Source organism: Leptospira yanagawae serovar Saopaulo str. Sao Paulo = ATCC 700523, assembly GCF_000332475.2.
GTDB classification, from domain to species: Bacteria; Spirochaetota; Leptospiria; order Leptospirales; family Leptospiraceae; genus Leptospira_A; species Leptospira_A yanagawae.
The window spans coordinates 596,710-613,551 of the sequence record NZ_AOGX02000015.1 but is presented as its reverse complement, the minus strand read 5'-3'; the positions used below and the strand labels follow the sequence as shown (position 1 = coordinate 613,551).

The 16,842-nt window shown below is 39.5% G+C and carries 18 protein-coding genes; 10 read left to right on the top strand and 8 right to left on the bottom strand.

The window, feature by feature from the left end; genetic code table 11:
• The first annotated feature begins 65 nt into the window (after positions 1–65).
• Positions 66–1,784: a cation:proton antiporter gene (locus tag LEP1GSC202_RS06615; RefSeq protein WP_015677187.1), complete on the top strand. Its 1,719-nt coding sequence runs from the start codon at positions 66–68 to the stop codon at positions 1,782–1,784.
• Positions 1,785–1,881: 97 nt separating this feature from the next.
• On the opposite strand, the gene kdsB is transcribed toward LEP1GSC202_RS06615, so the two are convergent.
• Genes kdsB through LEP1GSC202_RS06580 form a run of 7 tightly spaced genes read right to left on the bottom strand, consistent with a single transcriptional unit; the run spans position 1,882 to position 6,898 of the window.
• Positions 1,882–2,622, bottom strand: coding sequence for a 3-deoxy-manno-octulosonate cytidylyltransferase (kdsB, locus tag LEP1GSC202_RS06610; RefSeq protein ID WP_015677083.1), 741 nt, complete (start codon positions 2,620–2,622; stop codon positions 1,882–1,884).
• Between the two features lie 4 nt (positions 2,623–2,626).
• Positions 2,627–3,154: a flagellar basal body-associated FliL family protein gene (locus LEP1GSC202_RS06605; RefSeq protein WP_002972703.1), complete on the bottom strand. Its 528-nt coding sequence runs from the start codon at positions 3,152–3,154 to the stop codon at positions 2,627–2,629.
• 1 nt (position 3,155) lies between these two features.
• On the bottom strand, positions 3,156–3,989 hold the full coding sequence (motB, locus tag LEP1GSC202_RS06600) for a flagellar motor protein MotB (protein ID WP_015677503.1): 834 nt from the start codon (positions 3,987–3,989) through the stop codon (positions 3,156–3,158).
• Between the two features lie 9 nt (positions 3,990–3,998).
• Entirely contained in the window at positions 3,999–4,781 is a 783-nt protein-coding gene (locus tag LEP1GSC202_RS06595) for a motility protein A (RefSeq protein ID WP_015676774.1), read from the bottom strand.
• A 3-nt stretch (positions 4,782–4,784) separates the two neighbouring features.
• On the bottom strand, positions 4,785–5,003 hold the full coding sequence (locus LEP1GSC202_RS06590; RefSeq protein WP_015677173.1) for a flagellar FlbD family protein: 219 nt from the start codon (positions 5,001–5,003) through the stop codon (positions 4,785–4,787).
• A 21-nt stretch (positions 5,004–5,024) separates the two neighbouring features.
• Complete coding sequence (locus LEP1GSC202_RS06585; RefSeq protein WP_015676916.1) at positions 5,025–6,104, bottom strand: glycosyltransferase; 1,080 nt, start codon at positions 6,102–6,104, stop codon at positions 5,025–5,027.
• Positions 6,104–6,898, bottom strand: coding sequence for an MlaD family protein (locus tag LEP1GSC202_RS06580; protein WP_039928641.1), 795 nt, complete (start codon positions 6,896–6,898; stop codon positions 6,104–6,106). The genes LEP1GSC202_RS06585 and LEP1GSC202_RS06580 overlap by 1 nt, the downstream gene beginning before the upstream one ends.
• Before the next feature lie 53 nt (positions 6,899–6,951).
• Here LEP1GSC202_RS06580 and LEP1GSC202_RS06575 point away from each other — a divergent pair, with 53 nt between their 5' ends.
• Genes LEP1GSC202_RS06575 through LEP1GSC202_RS06560 form a run of 4 tightly spaced genes read left to right on the top strand, consistent with a single transcriptional unit; the run spans position 6,952 to position 9,311 of the window.
• Positions 6,952–7,950: a zinc-binding dehydrogenase gene (locus LEP1GSC202_RS06575; RefSeq protein ID WP_015677262.1), complete on the top strand. Its 999-nt coding sequence runs from the start codon at positions 6,952–6,954 to the stop codon at positions 7,948–7,950.
• Positions 7,940–8,476 (top strand): LEA/WHy family protein, encoded by a 537-nt coding sequence (locus LEP1GSC202_RS06570; RefSeq protein WP_015676534.1) that lies wholly within the window; start codon positions 7,940–7,942, stop codon positions 8,474–8,476. The genes LEP1GSC202_RS06575 and LEP1GSC202_RS06570 overlap by 11 nt, the downstream gene beginning before the upstream one ends.
• A gap of 35 nt (positions 8,477–8,511) precedes the next feature.
• Entirely contained in the window at positions 8,512–8,799 is a 288-nt protein-coding gene (locus LEP1GSC202_RS06565) for an LIC13255 family lipoprotein (protein WP_015677455.1), read from the top strand.
• 2 nt (positions 8,800–8,801) lie between these two features.
• Positions 8,802–9,311: a hypothetical protein gene (locus LEP1GSC202_RS06560; protein WP_015676576.1), complete on the top strand. Its 510-nt coding sequence runs from the start codon at positions 8,802–8,804 to the stop codon at positions 9,309–9,311.
• 9 nt (positions 9,312–9,320) lie between these two features.
• Here the strand turns inward: LEP1GSC202_RS06560 and LEP1GSC202_RS06555 are convergent, their stop codons facing one another.
• A complete protein-coding gene (locus LEP1GSC202_RS06555; RefSeq protein WP_015677304.1) occupies positions 9,321–10,259 on the bottom strand; it encodes an acyl-CoA desaturase in 939 nt (312 codons plus the stop codon).
• Positions 10,260–10,361: 102 nt separating this feature from the next.
• On the opposite strand from LEP1GSC202_RS06555, the gene LEP1GSC202_RS06550 reads away from it, so the two are divergent.
• Genes LEP1GSC202_RS06550 through LEP1GSC202_RS06530 form a run of 5 tightly spaced genes read left to right on the top strand, consistent with a single transcriptional unit; the run spans position 10,362 to position 16,806 of the window.
• Positions 10,362–11,576 carry an aspartate kinase gene (locus LEP1GSC202_RS06550; RefSeq protein WP_015676380.1) on the top strand — a complete coding sequence of 405 codons (1,215 nt, stop codon included), beginning with the start codon at positions 10,362–10,364 and terminating at the stop codon, positions 11,574–11,576.
• 12 nt (positions 11,577–11,588) lie between these two features.
• Positions 11,589–12,638, top strand: coding sequence for a putative peptidyl-prolyl cis-trans isomerase (locus LEP1GSC202_RS06545; protein ID WP_015677053.1), 1,050 nt, complete (start codon positions 11,589–11,591; stop codon positions 12,636–12,638).
• Entirely contained in the window at positions 12,638–14,188 is a 1,551-nt protein-coding gene (locus LEP1GSC202_RS06540) for a spiro-SPASM protein (protein WP_015676532.1), read from the top strand. Before LEP1GSC202_RS06545 ends, LEP1GSC202_RS06540 begins: the two co-directional genes overlap by 1 nt.
• Positions 14,163–15,803, top strand: coding sequence for a cytidylyltransferase domain-containing protein (locus LEP1GSC202_RS06535; RefSeq protein ID WP_015677542.1), 1,641 nt, complete (start codon positions 14,163–14,165; stop codon positions 15,801–15,803). Before LEP1GSC202_RS06540 ends, LEP1GSC202_RS06535 begins: the two co-directional genes overlap by 26 nt.
• A complete protein-coding gene (locus LEP1GSC202_RS06530) occupies positions 15,793–16,806 on the top strand; it encodes a tetratricopeptide repeat protein (RefSeq protein WP_015676364.1) in 1,014 nt (337 codons plus the stop codon). Before LEP1GSC202_RS06535 ends, LEP1GSC202_RS06530 begins: the two co-directional genes overlap by 11 nt.
• Positions 16,807–16,842: the final 36 nt, after the last annotated feature.

Below are 16,842 nucleotides of genomic sequence, written 5' to 3'. Positions count from 1 at the left end.
TGTAGAAAAAAAAACGACTTTCACATCTCGCTGAATTCCTAAACTTTTCCCTAAAGAAGGTATCTATGCACGGGGAAGAGTCACTATTACAAGACATTGGTCTCAGTATTATATTTGCTACAGTTTTAAGCCATATTGCTCGCGTTCTCAAACAACCGTTAATCTTAGGTTATATCATTGGTGGTGCGATGCTTGGAAAAGAGATGGGATTTGAACTTGTGACAAACGAAGCAAGTATCGAACTCATTTCAGAAATTGGACTCATCCTTTTACTCTTCATCATTGGCCTTGAAATCAATCTTGCCGAACTCGCAAAAATGGGAAAGGCGATGTTTACTCTTGGTATCTTACAATTCACACTTTCTGTTGCCTTTGTTTATTCCGTGTTTCCATTTTTCGGACTTTCCATTGGTTCTGAAAAATTTGACCTTCTTTACATTGCAGTTGCCTTATCACTAAGTTCCACTTTAATCGTTGTTAAATTATTGCAAGACAAGGTAGAGATCAACACCCTTTCAGGGAAACTAACCGTAGGAGTATTGGTTTTCCAAGACATTTGGGCGATTTTGTTTATGGGGGTCCAACCGAACCTAAACAATCCAGAAATCTTAAAAATCCTCACTTCTGTTGGGATTATTGTATTACTCATTGCTTTTAGTTTTAGTGTCAGTCGTTATGTTCTCGCAAAATTATACAAAGCATGTGCCAGTAGCCCCGAACTCATTCTCTTAACATCGATTATGTGGTGTTTTTTAGTTTGTGGGATTGCGGGAGAAGCAGGACTTTCCAAAGAAATGGGTGCTCTTGTTGCGGGTATGAGCATTGCAGCCTTCCCATATGGCGCTGATGTGATTTCCAAATTGATCGGAATACGAGACTTCTTTGTTACCCTCTTCTTTGTGGCACTTGGTCTTAAGGTACCTCTTCCTAGTTTGGAAGTCATTGGACTATCTTCAGCCATCATTGCTCTTATGTTATTTGTGAGGATGATTACCATTGCCCCTGTCATCATCAAACTCAACAAAGGTGTCCGAAATGGATTCCTCACAGCACTTAACCTAGCTCAGATTTCAGAATTTTCTCTCGTAATTCTCGCATTAGGTGCTGGCTTTGAACACATCACTCCCAAACTGCAGGCAGTGATCTTAACCTCCACCATCATCGCATCTGTTTTATCAACATACATCATTATGTTCAATCATAACATTGCGGCTACATTAGAACGTCTCTTGGCAAAAGTGGGAATCACTGACCAAACAGAAGAAACGGGAAAAGTGGATCCTTCCGGGCAAGGTGGTCATGGAGGGCATGGCGGCCACGGTGATGGAATGGTGAGAGACATCATTGTCCTTGGGTACTTCCGAATTGCTCGTGCCTTTGTGGAATACTTGGAAGACTTGTCTCCTTCGCTTATCAAACGAATCATCATAGCGGATTACAACCCTGCTTTCAAAGAGGAACTCACAAACAAAGGTTTCCAATGGGCGTACGCAGACCTTGCTCACCCTGATTCCCTTTCCCACATTGGCTTACATGACGCATCCATGGTGATTTGTACCATCTCGGATTCATTTCTCAAAGGAACCAATAACAACCGTTTGCTTTCTACTCTTAGTAAATTGGCTCCGAATGCAAAAATCATTCTGACAAGTGACGAACCAGGTGAAGCAAAAAAATTAGTCGCCGATGGAGCGCAAAAAGTGATCATACCTGGGGTGATCACCGGTGAATTTTTATATGAATACATTTCACGGGGAATGCGTAATAACGAAAGGGAAGCGTAATCTTTGTTTGTAACCGATAGAGTGAAGGGAATCTCTCTATCGGTATTTGTCCAATTGATGACTGGAAACCACTGATCTATGGTTTAAATCCAAATTCTTATATCAAACCCTTCTTTTGGAACTCTCTCTTCACCACTTCTAAATCGGCCGGGGAATCCACACCTAAGTTTGCTTTGTCGGAGAGAAAAACTCCGATGGTAGATCCATTTTGTAAGGCTCTGAGTTGTTCTAAGGATTCCACTGTTTCCCAATCGGAACTTGGCAATTGGTTATATTTCATTAAAAAATCCCGTTCGTATGCATAAATGCCAAGATGTCTATAGTACTTCGCTTCTCCTTTGAAAGATGCCGGGATCGGAGAACGAGAAAAATAATTGGCTTTCGCAAGTGTATCAAAGACCACCTTTACTTTGTTAGGGTCATTTGGATCTTCTTCGGATGTGAAGGGAACGGCTGCTGTTGTCATCTCCCAATCGCGATGTTTTGTTTTTAAACCCACCACTCCATCAACTAGTGATGCTTCCATCCCAGGTTCATCACCTTGGATATTGACGATGATTCCGTAGTTTGGGTACTTGTTTGCGACTTCAATGATACGATCGGTGCCTGTGGGATGGTCGGGGCTTGTGAGAATGGACTCACCTCCAAAACTTAATACCACATCATGGATTCGTTTATCGTCAGTTGCTACCACCAAACGGTGGAAAGACTTGGAAAGGGAGGCATGGTGGTAGGTCCACTGGATCATTGGTTTTGTGCCAATGAGGGCCAGTGGTTTTCCAGGAAATCGTGTGCTCGCGTAACGTGCAGGGATTACACCGAGAATCTGGTCGGACATAGTCCTAGTTTACCAAGAACTCGGTAAAGTAAACCTCTTTGATTTTTCCATTGGTCAAAATGTGATTTAAGTGGGCTTTGATTTCCTCACGCAAATCCAATTGGTTGGTAATGGATTTTAGATCATCTTTTGTTTTTCGAGCAATCACCAAGTTGATGATGTTTTGCATTTGCGCCACACGTGCTGCGAGTTCTGCAGAGAGTGCAGGTTGGCCCGATTCAAATCCAAGAGACATCTTTAACTTCACAAAGTGTGATTCACCAACATCTGAAGTATTCACTCTAAACTCTTCTTGGAATGTGTAAACTTCCAAAGGAGGTGGAGCTTTCACAAGAGAGATATTCTTTTGTTGTTTAAACACACTTGTTGCCGTTTTTTGAGCAACAAACATCGATATAACGGTTACAATGATAATTCCAAAAATGGCCGCAGCGATGTACAATAACCATTTGACAATGGGGGACATCCCAGCAGAGGCGGAACTACCTTCGGCTAACCCACCTTCTTCTTCATCTACTTCACGGTCGCCCATGTTAAAATTCTCCTTCTACATTTGTTTCAGTGTTCGGCAAACGAGTGTCAGGTAATCCATATTTACTTTCACCTGGTGCTCGTTTAGTAGACTTCTCTGTTAAAATGATGATATCCACTCTTCTGTTAAAAGCCTTCGCTTCTGGTGTACCTTCATTTTCCAATACAAGAGGTCTGTAGGATCCAAAACTAACTGCTTGGAACCAACTTGGCTCAATTTCTTCTGCATTGATCATAAACACAGTGGCGTTCACGGCCCTTGCTCCCGCCAAATCCCAGTTATTGATATATTCTCTTTCTTCACGACCAGGACGACTCACTGGATTCACAGCATCATCATCACTATGCCCTTCCACACGCACAAATCGTTCAAGTCCTTTGATAAGCCCCGCGGCTTTCCGTAGTGTTTCTCGGATAGCAGGTGTTAGGATAGCAGAACCTGGGTAAAAATAATCCGCTCCGACAAGAGAGATCACAAGTCCTCGTTCATTTTCAGAGATTCGAACTTTCCCTGCTTCCACTTCAGGTTTGAATACTTCCTGTGCGTCTTTTTTCGATTTCGATAAATTACGACCGACCACTTGAGATGGCAAAGATTCAATTTGCATCCCCATCTCTTCCAAAGATCCTTTGGATAAAGTTTGTCCACCAGTGAAAAAGCCAGTAGTGGATTTAAATGCCGAGAGAATGATCTGCATTTCCTTTGCATCTGTTTTCCCTGTAGTATACAAAAGGATAAAGAAACAAAGGAGAAGTGTCACCATGTCCCCGTAAGTTGCCATGAACTCAGGAACTTTTTGGATACACTCAGGGCATTTTTCTTTTTTGGAAGCCATACTTAAGGATTAATCTCCATCATCCTTCAACGCAACGCGTTCAGCAGGAGTTAAGAAACTTGCGAGTTTCTCTTTTACAATCCTTGGGTTATCACCCGATTGGATCGATAAAGTTCCTTCCACCATTACTTGTTTGATCACAAGTTCATCTTCCGATCTTCTTGTGAGTTTCCTTACAACAGGTGCCGCAAATAAGTTTTGGGCAAGTGATCCGTACAATGTCGTAATAAGGGCTGTCGCCATACCTTGTCCAATGGCACTCGCATCCCCACCACCTAAGTTCTTTAACATCCCCACAAGACCCACTAGGGTCCCAAGCATCCCGAAACCTGGCGCAAAACCAGCGTAAGCATCCCACCAACCGCGACCATAGGCATGGCGTGCGGCTGTGTTTCCAATTTCGGTTTCCATGATGTTACGGACAAGTTCAGGGTCTGTTCCATCCACAACGAGTTGGATTCCCTTCTTTAAAAATTCTTCCGGTAATTCGTTGATATCATCTTCTAAGGCGAGTAATCCTTCACGACGAGCTTTTTCAGAGAAACTAACAAGTGTCGTGATGAGGCCTGGTAAATCTGAGGGAGGATTTTGGAAGGCTTTTTTTGTCACCGCACCCACACCGATGGTAGATGTCCATGGGAAAGAGATGATGGTTGCGGCTGCCGCACCACCGAATGTAATCATGACGGATGGAATATCAATGAGGTCGGTGAGTGCGAGACCCCCCGAAACAACCCCAAGTAACATCAAGGCCAATCCTAAGGCCAAACCAATGACTGTAGCTATATCCATTTCTTATGTTTCCTCAGGCCTTCTATCACTCACTCGAGGGAGGTTGTGGATTCTTGTTTGGTAAACAATTACCTTTTCCACAACGTCCGTTACCGTCTCTTGTACAATGAATTTCTTCTCATTCACAAGAGTGATGATCGTATCTGGATTTGCCTCAATGGTCTCAATCAAATCTGCATTGAGAACAAATTCCGCACCTTTGAGTCGATGTAAAATGACCAAGAGATCCCCCTTCAGAGATTTCTATTTATGTCTATCGACTACCTTTCGAATTTCGCTTACGAATTTTTCTTCCGTGAACCTGTTGATGGAATTTTGGAAATCCCAACGTTTGAATTGGATTTTTTCAGCTCGTTTGATGGCATCATTTAAGGATTTGACCGTCTGTTCCTGGAAAAATACCCCTGTTTTGCCTTCTTTGACCGATTCCAGGGCTCCTCCCTTCCCATAGGCGATGACAGGTGTGGCATAGGCTTGGGATTCCACCGGGGTGATCCCAAAGTCTTCCATCCCAGGAAAGATAAACCCACGAGCCTTTTTGTACAATTCGATCACTTCTGTGCGCGGAAGGCCTTTTTTCCAAAGGATGTTTTTCGGGAGATTTTTGACAAGTTTCCCTTCTTCCTGGCCCCCACCCACAAGGATGAGTGGTTTTCCATTTTCTCGAAACGCTTCGATGGCAAGGTCAATTTTTTTATAAGGAGCAAAGGCAGAAACCATCAGATAATAATCATCTTTTGAATTATCATGCACACGAAAGTCTTGGGGCAAACATGGTGGATAAATGATTTTATAATCACGGCGGTAGTATTTTTGGATCCGCCTTCCCACAAAATGTGAGTTACACGTAAAGAAATCGACACGGTTTGCGGATGCGGCATCCCAAGTGCGAAGGTAATTGGCAATGGATTGTAATAGGAAAAATTTAAATCCTTTGCGGTTTGGAAAATAATCATAATACATATCCCATACATAACGCATAGGGCTATGGACATAACTCAAATGGAAGGTATCAGGATGGGGGATGACACCTTTGGCGACACAATGAGAAGAACTGATAACAACATCATAACCTTTCAGATCCAAGGTTTCGATGGCTGTGGGAAAAAGTGGTAAGTAGTACCGATAGTATTTTTCTTTAAATGGTAAATTATTTGTGAAGGCAGTAGTGATCTTACGATCTTCAATCCTTGCATTGAGTTTGCCTTTGGAATAAAAAAGGCTAAACAAATCAGCCTCTGGGTATGCTTTTAACATACTATCGAGTACAACTTCTCCCCCACGCATACCCGTGAGCCAATCATGTATAATTGCAACTTTCATTAATCCTGTGGTCCTATCCTTCTTCCCGTGATCGGCGTAGTACGGCCGTAATACGATGCTGTAATTAAAAATGGAATTGGCATGGTGTTTTCTAAATTCCTAGAACTCTCCATATACCTTCTTCCTTCTTTTCCAATGGCTTCCGCGTCTTTGATGGTCGCAAGTAACTCATCATACATTTCGGTACTTCCAATGATTTTAGGAATGGTACCTTCTGTTTGGTTTAATTTATCGGAGATGGAACGAAAATCCAATGTGATTTGTCTGAGGTCGGCTCTGTTTTCTTCCATCGTGGCAGAAGTGGCCTTAAAAAAATCATCAAAATACCTTGCTGATGGTAAATAATCGGGAGTTTTTTCCCCTTCTCTAAAAGTAGGTTTGAAAAAGGGTCGTTTTCCATCGGAACTACCAGGATTGATATTGATGATCCTTCCTGAAAATAATGTGATCGTTTGGAAATCCACTTCATAATTGTCCCAAAGAGTTAATGGATCTTCCAACGCTATGTGGAGTTCAATCGCATGATCCATGTTATGGTCAAGAAACCTTCGGTCGGGCACATCAATCATTGGTCTGGAATCAATGTGGGCTACATACCCTTTTTGGATTCCAAGAATTCGAACTTCGGTCCCTTCCTTGATACCATCAATACGTGAATAAAAGAGTGAAAGTCGGTATGGATATTTTTTAGCAGGTTTGTCTGGCTCGATGACAGTGGTGAAAAATGCAAAAACCAAAAGGGAAAAAAAAATGATACCAGTGATGGTTTCGTTGTTTAATTTTTTTGATTTCACGGGGGACTCAAAGTACTTTCCTCGAAAAGAAAGAGTTGGCAAGCAGATTTTCCATGAGTGAATGGGATGAGATGAAAGCAGTCACCATTCTCAAATACGATGAAATCGATCCACAATTGGAACTCCGTGAAAAAGAAATTCCAACTCCAAAAGAAAACGAAGTTAGGATCAAAATCCACCTTTCTCCCATCAATCCTTCTGATTTGATGTTCATCCGTGGTTTGTATGGATTCAAAAAAAAAGCTCCAGTCTCCGCTGGTTTTGAAGCCAGTGGAATCGTGGATGCAGTTGGAACTGGGATCAAAACACTGAAAGTAGGAATGGCTGTTTCCTGTGTTGCCCCGCAAAACGATGGATCATGGGCCGAGTATATGATCACCACGGAAGACAACTGTTTGCCGTTAGTGGATGGAGTCACACTTGACGAAGGTTCTAGTTTTTTTGTAAACCCAATGACTGCTTGGGCAATGGTCTCTCGTTGCCAAAACGAAGGACACCAGGCAATGGTGCAAACAGCCGCGGCAAGTGCCCTTGGTAAAATGGTGGTACGCCTATGCAAAGAGAAAGGTATTCCTTTAATCAATGTTGTGCGAAAAAAGGAACAAGAAGATAGTTTGGCAGAAATTGGTGCAGAACACATTCTGAATTCCACTTCTCCCAATTACCAAAAGGATTTATTCAAATTATCTAAAAAATTAAATGCCACCTATGCCATTGATGCCGTAGCAGGTGATACCGCTCAGTCTCTAGTGGAATGTATGCCTTACGGATCGAAACTCTTATGTTATGGTGCTTTATCAGAAAAACCATTTGCAGTGAATTCAGGCATTATCCTATTCCAAAATAAAAAAATTGAAGGCTTTTGGTTGTCTTCTTGGATTTATGAAATTGGATTAGAAGAATTTCAAAAACAAGCAAAGGAAGCACAAACGTATTTGAAGACAGTTTTCCAAACCAAAATCAATAAACGATTTAAATTTGAAGATTTCAAAGAAGGATTGGAATTTTACAAACAACACATGACCGAAGGGAAGGTAGTGTTTGGTCCGTAATTTAATTTCCACCTTTGCGATTTGTTTGCTGGTAATCATAGGTTTTTCAAATTGTATCAGTGATACAAAAAAAAATCTAGAAAGCCTCAAAGCGTGTCATTTTGATTTGGTGGATGTTCGTGTGGAACTAAAACCAAATCCAAGTTTTCCACTCATTCCACTCTTGGATTTATACCCAAAGCTATCAGTAAGTAATCCTAATTCCACAAAAGTAAACATTTACCAATTTGATTTGGAAATCGAACTGTTAACTGCCCAAGGTAAGGAATACATTGGGAAACTACAAAATTTATCACCTGTCGAAGTAGAACCAAACCAAGAATCCATTGTAGAATTAAAATTAGTTCCGGAACAAAAAGGTTCCATTCTTCCCAAACTCCTTGTCCTTGCCGAAAAGCTAAGTACAGCGGCGAGAAAAGGGGAAGAAGCAGAATTTGAAATCTATGGAACCGTTCATGTAGATTCTATGTTTGGGAAACTTCCCATACCAGTTCGTGAAATCTCGCGGATCAAATTAAAAAAATGAAGTGGTTTTTCCCTAGAAAATCCTCATTCGATACAATGTTTTTGGTTCTTGTGAGCTCCCTATTTTTTGGGAATTGTATCCAAAACCGAGAGGATCTTTTTTATTCTGCTTTCGAAGGAAACCAAAAAACATTCGAAGCCTATACACTCAAAAACTCAGCGTGTGGGAAAGAAAAACTTCCAGGCACCATCTTTATCTCAAGGGTAAAAATTGATGATTTGAAACTCTGCTTTCGGGCCATAGAACTTGTGGATTGTGCAACTTGGAATACAGAAGGATACCTGCCTGACACTTGTAAGGCAATAGGGACGAGTTTTCGTTAAATATGTTACGTTACCTTTTTGACCTATCAACCGCTGAAATTTTTTTATTCGCATCACTTGGATTAGCTGGAATTTTCTTACTCATCTTTGGACAATTAAGAAAAAAAGATAATTCCGATAAACAAAAACAAAAAACCGGTTCTTCGTTGGATGATTCTAACAAAAGTGCCGATGGAAAATCAAAAAAAGACCCCAAATCACAAAAAGATAACAACCTAAAGGTGATGGAAATCTTTGACTACAATGGTACAAAAATCCTCCACCAAGATGGAGCGTATACTGTAAACGACCAAGGTGTTGTAACCAATTATATGAATTGGAATTTATTACCTTCCAAATACCAAAAAATGGTAAAAGAACTCGACAATCGTTCCTTGGGGGAAAAAGGGGAAGACTACTTTTTAGAAATGATCAATGGATTTTATTATGTATCTCTGCCAGGTGGAAAGAAAAAAAGATACGATTCCATCCAAAGTATCCCAGCAGACATACGCAAACGTTTGGGTGTTTAACGTTTTTCTTTAAGAAGCAGACAGCACTTCCACTTTCTTTTTTGTTTTTACCTCATATCTGTTTTTTCGAACTTCATTCCTTTCTTGTTTTTTTGCAAGGTCTCGGCTCAGCCCTTCAGTTAAAACTTTTTGTGGAGGTTTTTTAAGATCCCAAACAATCCCAAACAAACTGAGAATCTTTAAGATATAATAACTCATATCAATTTCATACCAATAAAAACCTTGGTTGGCCGACGAACAGTAGTAATGATGATTATTATGCCAACCTTCTCCCATTGTGAGTAAAGCTAACCAAACATTGTTTTTACTTGTGTCCCTCGAATCAAATCGAACTGAACCGTATACATGGGAAAGAGAATTGATCGTCCAGGTAGCATGGCCTAAAATAAAAGTGGAAACAGCGTATCCATACACAAGCCAACCCCAACCACCAACAGCATACAAAAGAATTGCATAAGTAAGAGGAGGGATCCAATGGTTTCGATCCAACCATCGTAACTCAGGGTATTTATAAAAATCGGGAATGAGTTTTGCCTCATAGTCGTTGTAATCATCCCGTAAAAACCAAAACATATGGGAATACCAGAAACCCTTTCGACTAGGCGAATGGATGTCTTTTTCAGTATCCGAATATTTGTGATGGTTTCTGTGGTGTGCTGCCCACCATAAAACCCCTTTTTGCATCGCCATCGAACCAATCCAAGCCAATACAAATTGAAACACCCGCGATGTTTTAAACGACGCATGGGAAAAGTATCGATGGTAGGCGGCCGTAATTCCAAACATACGTAGGAAATAAGAACCCACGGCAACCAAAACTAGAGTCCAGGAAAATGGAACAGTGAAAACAGTTAAGACAGTCGCTTGGACAAGAAAAAACAAAATGAGGAAGAGTAAAGGAGCCCGTTCTTTGACAACAGGTTCAACGGAAGGAAATGCAGAATTCATTCAATAACCTATACTTATTGGAGTCTTTTCAATTCGATTGGTTGCAAAAAAATTCATTCTACTTGATTCCCGATTTGCCTCTCCTAGCCTGTCCATAAACCCATGTCATCGAAAATCGTTGTCCAAAAATACGGTGGAACCTCAGTTGGTGACACCACCAAAATTAAAAATGTGGCCAAACGTATCAAACGTTACCATGATGAAGGCCAAAAAGTAGCCGTTGTCGTTTCTGCAATGGGACATACTACCGACGAACTAGTCGACCTTGCTGACCAAATTTCAAAAAACCCACCGAAACGGGAAATGGATATGTTACTTTCTACGGGTGAACAAGTTTCCATCGCGTTACTTGCCATAGCTCTAAATGAGTTAGGGGTTCCCGCTCAGTCTTTCACTGGTTCCCAATTAAAAATTTTGACGGATGGAAATTTTTCCAACGGAAAAATTGAAATGATTGATCGCTCTAGAATTGATGAAGCGTTTAACAAAGGGAAGGTGGTTATTGTTGCTGGTTTCCAAGGAATTGATAAAGACGAAAATATTGTCACCTTAGGACGAGGTGGTAGTGACACTTCTGCTGTTGCACTTGCAGCTGCCCTTGGAGCAGACGAATGTGAAATTTATACAGATGTAGATGGGGTTTACACGGCTGACCCTAGAAAAATTCCTACGGCGAAAATGCACAAACAAATCACTTACGAAGAAATGTTGGAACTGGCAAGCCTTGGCGCTGGAGTCCTTCATTCTAGAAGTGTTGAATTAGGGATGAACTACAATGTGGTCATCCACGTACGATCTAGTTTCCACGACAAACCGGGAACGTTAGTAATGAGTGAGGATAAAATTATGGAAAAAATGAAAGTGAGTGGAGTGACTGCAAAAGGGGACCAAGCACGTGTTACCATTGCTGACGTAAAAGACAAACCTGGAATCGCAACTGAACTATTCACCCAACTATCCAACAAAGATGTCATCGTTGACGTGATCGTTCAATCTTCTCCAAGAGACGGTATCAACACGATCTCCTTTACCATTGCCAAAAAAGATATCAACGCAGCAAAACCCATCATAGAAGCCTATGCAAAAGAACATGGAAATGGGAAAGCAGAGATTGATGAAAATATTTCGATTGTGTCTGCAGTGGGTGTGGGGATGAAATCACATGTGGGAGTGGCTGCAAAAATGTTCCAATCTCTTGCTGAAAAAAATATCAACATCGAGATGATTTCGACATCTGAGATCAAAATTTCCTGTGTCATCAAACAAAACCAAGCGGAAGACGCAGTAAAAGCTTTACACACCACCTTTATCGGGTAAACTTTTGACCGTATGCAAAAAAGTTCACGACTCAAACGTCATTTCGTTTTCATTTTTGCTGCGGTTGTTTGTGTTTTTTTAGCCGTTCCTACAAATCCTCTAGGCTCCTATGAGTCGTTAAATGCTGTCCTTGCCATCGTAGGCCCCAAGTCGATCTCCAGTTTGGATTATGAAGAAGGTGTGGAACGGTACAAAAACCTTTCTCGTTTTTTTCCTACGTATCGCAAAAAAGGATCCTTACATTCCCAAGTGATTGATTTCCTCATCGATCGGGCCGTTGTTGACAATGCTGCTGACGAAGAATCCATCCAAGTCAATGAAAAACGGATCGAAGCGGAAATCCAAAAACGGATGGAAGCCCAAGGGATCAGCGATTTGGAACAATTTAAAAAAGCGGTTCAAACACAATTTAACCTTCCTTATGATGTTTGGTTGGAAGACCTTCCTTACCAAATCAAAAAAGGCCAACTTTTGCAAATTAAGGTGAGTCCACCCCTCCCTTCCGAACAAGAAGTTCAATCTTGGTATAACAAAAACAAGGCGAAGGTAGGAAATGAATTTAAGTTTCGTGAATTGGTGATTTCTCCTGCCAATTCATCCATTGAAGAAGAATCGCGATTATTCAACGAACTCACAGAAATTAGAAATAAATCCTTACAAGATCCTTCATTTTTCAAACTTGTTGCTTCTGGACCAAGGAATGAATCTAGATACAAACTGAATGGTGGTTTAGTAAACTGGGTACCTACATTTGAATTGTACAAATCACAACCAATGACAGCATCTGTTTTAGCACAAGTAGGTGGACAAGGAAAGTTCTCTGAAGTATTTAGAGATGATCGTAAACGATACTGTCTCGTTTACATCGAAGGTATGCGACCTACACCATTAGATGCAGTGCGAAAGGGTATCCAAGGATTTTTATTCCGAGAAAAAGAACAAACTTCTTTTGAAGAATGGGTTGCCGCGACTAGAAAAAGTACGTCCATCACAATCTTTGATCCAATTTACATCAAAGAACACAATATTAGCAATCCAGAAGAAAAGTACAATTCAGATTAATGGTAAACCGTAAGGAATATAATCCTAGTTTTGCGGTTGTTTATTTGGACAACCAATCTCTTTCGTTTTTAGAATCAAATTTTGAGATTCCCCTCGTAGAATCTTTCGTAAAAAAACTACACAAAGTTTTTCCTAATTTAACCATTCATATGAATATATCAACCTCCATCAAATCAAAGTTAGATGGAACAGGAATTTCAAAATCCTTTGTACTTTATGAGTTGAGTATTTCTGAGATAGAATTCATAAAACAAATAGGTAGTAAACTTCCTGAGTCCATTTTCAAAGATCCAGAGTGGGATGAAGTTTGTTTTCTCTATTTCACAGGGATCTCTCCACTTTTAGATCCCACTTTAACTGAAAAAATTTGGAATCGCCATAAAAACTTTTTTTGCCAATATTCTTATTCTGAAAATTTACCTCCAGGTCTGATCCCCACTGTCTTATCACGAGAGTTTTTAAGTTCGTTACCTGACAAACTTACAACAGATATCCATTCGTTTTTTCTAAAAAACATCAACCAATATGATGTTGATATTTTTTTCCAATCACCTGATTTGCGCCAACTCAGATTGGACTTTCGTTACCATTCTATGCGCTCAAAGGTCCTCATCAAAGGATTACTTGCGATCTCAGAAGAAATTCCTTATCAAAATTTACACAACACACTCAAAGAAAATCCAAAACTCTATCGAAGTTCCCCATCATATTTGGAGTGGGAAATTTACAAAGGATGTGAACTTTTTTGTGTGTTTTGTCCTAGAGAATTTGTGGACAAATCCAATGATGGAACGGCTGTTTCCCTCTCTTCCGTTTCTTCCATCATACAACAATTGGAAAAAGGATTAACATCTCCGATCACCATCAGTTTATCAGGTAACGGGGAACCACTATTACACCCTGAATTGACTCAAATCGTAAAAGAAATTTTAAAATTGAGTTTTCTCAAAGAACTTATCATTGAGACCGCATTGTACAAAAACGTAGATGTTTTAGTTTCCTTAATTCAGGAATTGGATCAGGAAAAAAAGGAAAAACTTTGTATCATCGCAAATGTTTCCACTCTTAAAGAAGATACTTACAAATCCTTATATGGTAAAAATGGATTAAAACAAGTTTTGGATGTTGTAGATTCTCTTTCCAAAATCCTTCCACAAAATTCATTGTATGTCCAAATGATTAAAATGAAAGAAGTAGAGGAAGAAATAGACCCTTACTTTACAAATTTTGAAAAAAAGGGAATCAATGTAATATTGCAAAAATACAATCGTTTTGCCGAAAAATTACCAGAAAGAAGAGTAAGCGACCTCACACCGATCCATCGAGACTTTTGCTGGCACCTAACGCGCGATATTTATTTGAATGTTACGGGTGATGTTTCCATTTGCAAACAAAACCAATCAAAAATCATTGGAAATTTGGAAAAAGATGGTTATGAAACGATCTGGCAAAATGGTTTGGAATTTTTCCAAAATAGTTTTATTGGCAATCATGAAAAAATACCTGCCCCTTGTTTGAATTGTGATGAGTGGTACACTTTCAACGCATGAAAGTTTTGCCTTCATACAGGCAAGACTCGGTTCAACACGTTTTCCTAAAAAAATTTTAAAACCCATTCCAGAAGGATCAAATTCCACTTTTTTGGATCATATCCACCGCCGGCTAAAAACCATATTTGATGAAACCCAAATCGTATTTTTAATCCCTGAATCAGACGAAGAGTCCATCCAATTTCTAAAAACAAGAGGTTACCAATACTTTTTGGGATCCGAAATGGATGTAAGAGATAGGTTTCGAAAAGCCGCAAAACAGTTTGGTGCGAAGCATATTTTTCGCCTAACTGCAGATAATCCATTTGTAGATATTGATTCCATTCGTTATTTATACGAAGCGATTTTAGAGATTAAAGACAAATACTATAGTTTGTCGATGACAGGTTTGCCACTTGGGATGGGAGTTGAATGTTTTTCAGCGGAATCGTTGTTTTACCAATCAAATGATACTGATTTAGAAAGACATAAGGAACATGTATCTTTACATATCAAAGAATTTCCCGAGATTCACAAACAATACCGCTTAACACCTCCCCACTTCCAACAAGAATTTGGCTTTCTCTCACAACTAAGAATTACAGTCGATGAAGAAAAAGATTACCAATTGATTTGTGAAATTGCAAACATCTTTGGAGAGACAAATCCCAATTTTGGTGTTGCCGAAATTCTTTCTTTATACAAGTCCAATCCCAAATTGTTTGCGATCAATTCAGAAGTGGCACAAGTTGCGTTTGATTTACCAAAATCAGAAAAACCAAAACGAAAAGTCAACATTCTTTATGGAAACCCAAACGAATATGGCTATGGGCATTATGAACGATGTAAATCATTATCCATTTATTTGCAATTGTATGGATATGATGTAAAACTCATTTCCTCATTTGACAGTTCAGAAAGACAGATTCCTCATATCTTTGATATCCGTGAAAAAGAGTTTCCCGTTTCGAATTCTTACTATATCGATAACCTTAACCATCCACCAAATCATACAAACGCTTGTTATTTCCTACCCCATCCTTCTTATCCAATTTCTGAAACTTCTTTAGAGAAAACTTTTTCTATAAAGCTTTCTTATTATAGTTCACCTCTTTCGGAAGTCGATCGTGGAACAAAACCCATTCCCGGAAAAATTTTAGTGTATGCGGGCCAATTGGATGAAGTCCAATCAAAAGAAATCGATACTTTTTTACTTCGTTTTTCCCATCATCGAGTTGAATCCAAAAATCCACTTTTCCAATCCATCCTTCGGATCGGTGGTCAAAAACCAAATGATCCCGAAATCCAGTATGTAGAAAGAATTTCCTATCCAGAATTTTTACGTGAAATGGATTCCTCAGAATGGATTTGCACCTACTTTGGACAAACGATGATGGAAGCTTGCGCCAAAGGGAAAAAAGTAAGTTTACTTGGGATATCCGAAATCCACGCAAAACTTGGACAATTTGCTGCATCAACACTGGGGATTCCCTATTTAGCAACTTTGTCAGAGCTTAAATCGGTTGAACGATTTCCCAACCAAACCGTCTCCAAACAAATCAATTATGTTCGCGATGCACATACTCAAATTCTAAACTGGTTAAATTCCATTGATTCAAAAATATATGAAAAATAAAAAAATAGTTTTTCTTTCCTTACTCTTGTTATTTGGTTCACTCCAACCTATCTTTGCTGATGCAGAGGACCAAGAATCAATTGAGCTCAATGCAAAAATTGAAATCGAAAAGGTAAGTCGCAATATCATCAATGCTCTTCGTTACGGTCGATTTGTATTGGCAGATACAGAATGGAAAAAAATCCAATCGGATGTATACAAAACATTTGCTGAATATGATTATCTCAATGGTAGTCTATTGTATTCCAGAATGGAGTGGCAAGAAGCCAAAGAGAGTTTAAATCGAACTTTAAAAAAAGAACCAAATCATGAAGCTGCAAGTTTCCTACTTGGAATGATTTATGCCCAAGAAGATAGTTGGTCGGAAGCAAAGGAAACTTGGATTGAAACCAATCAAATTTCTCCCTACAATCCTTTTTACCATTATAACTTGGGACTTGCGTATTTTATCTTAAAAGATTATCCAAACGCAATCACATCGTTAAACAAATCATTGGAATACAAGGCAAATTATAATGAGGCAAAACTGATTCTTGCAAAAACATATTTGGAATTAAACCAAGTGGACAAAGCTAAAATAGAATTATCCTCAATTTTGGAACAAGACCCCAAACATATACAAGCATCCCATCTAATGGGCCGAGTCATTTATCTTATGGACAAAGATCCCAAAAAATCGCTCACCTATTTAAAAAACCCAAGAGCCCTCGGCTGGAGAGAAAAAAAAGTATATGCTCGTTGTTATTTTGAAATGCGAATGTGGCGAGAAGCAGAGAATTTATTAAGACCTATCGCTTACTCTCCGTTTGCTGACGAATACGACCAAAGTTTTTATTTAAACTTACTTCTCAATTTAGGATTTGATGAAAGGGCCAATGACTTTTTTCATTTCATCCAAAAACAATCCCAAAATGAATCAAAAATTGCGGAAGCGTATCGCATGTTACTCTCCTCACGTGAAGGAAAAGATTTATTGTACCATTACTTTAAACTGAGATACTAATAGAATGCCAAACTGAATTGATTAGCACCTTTACAA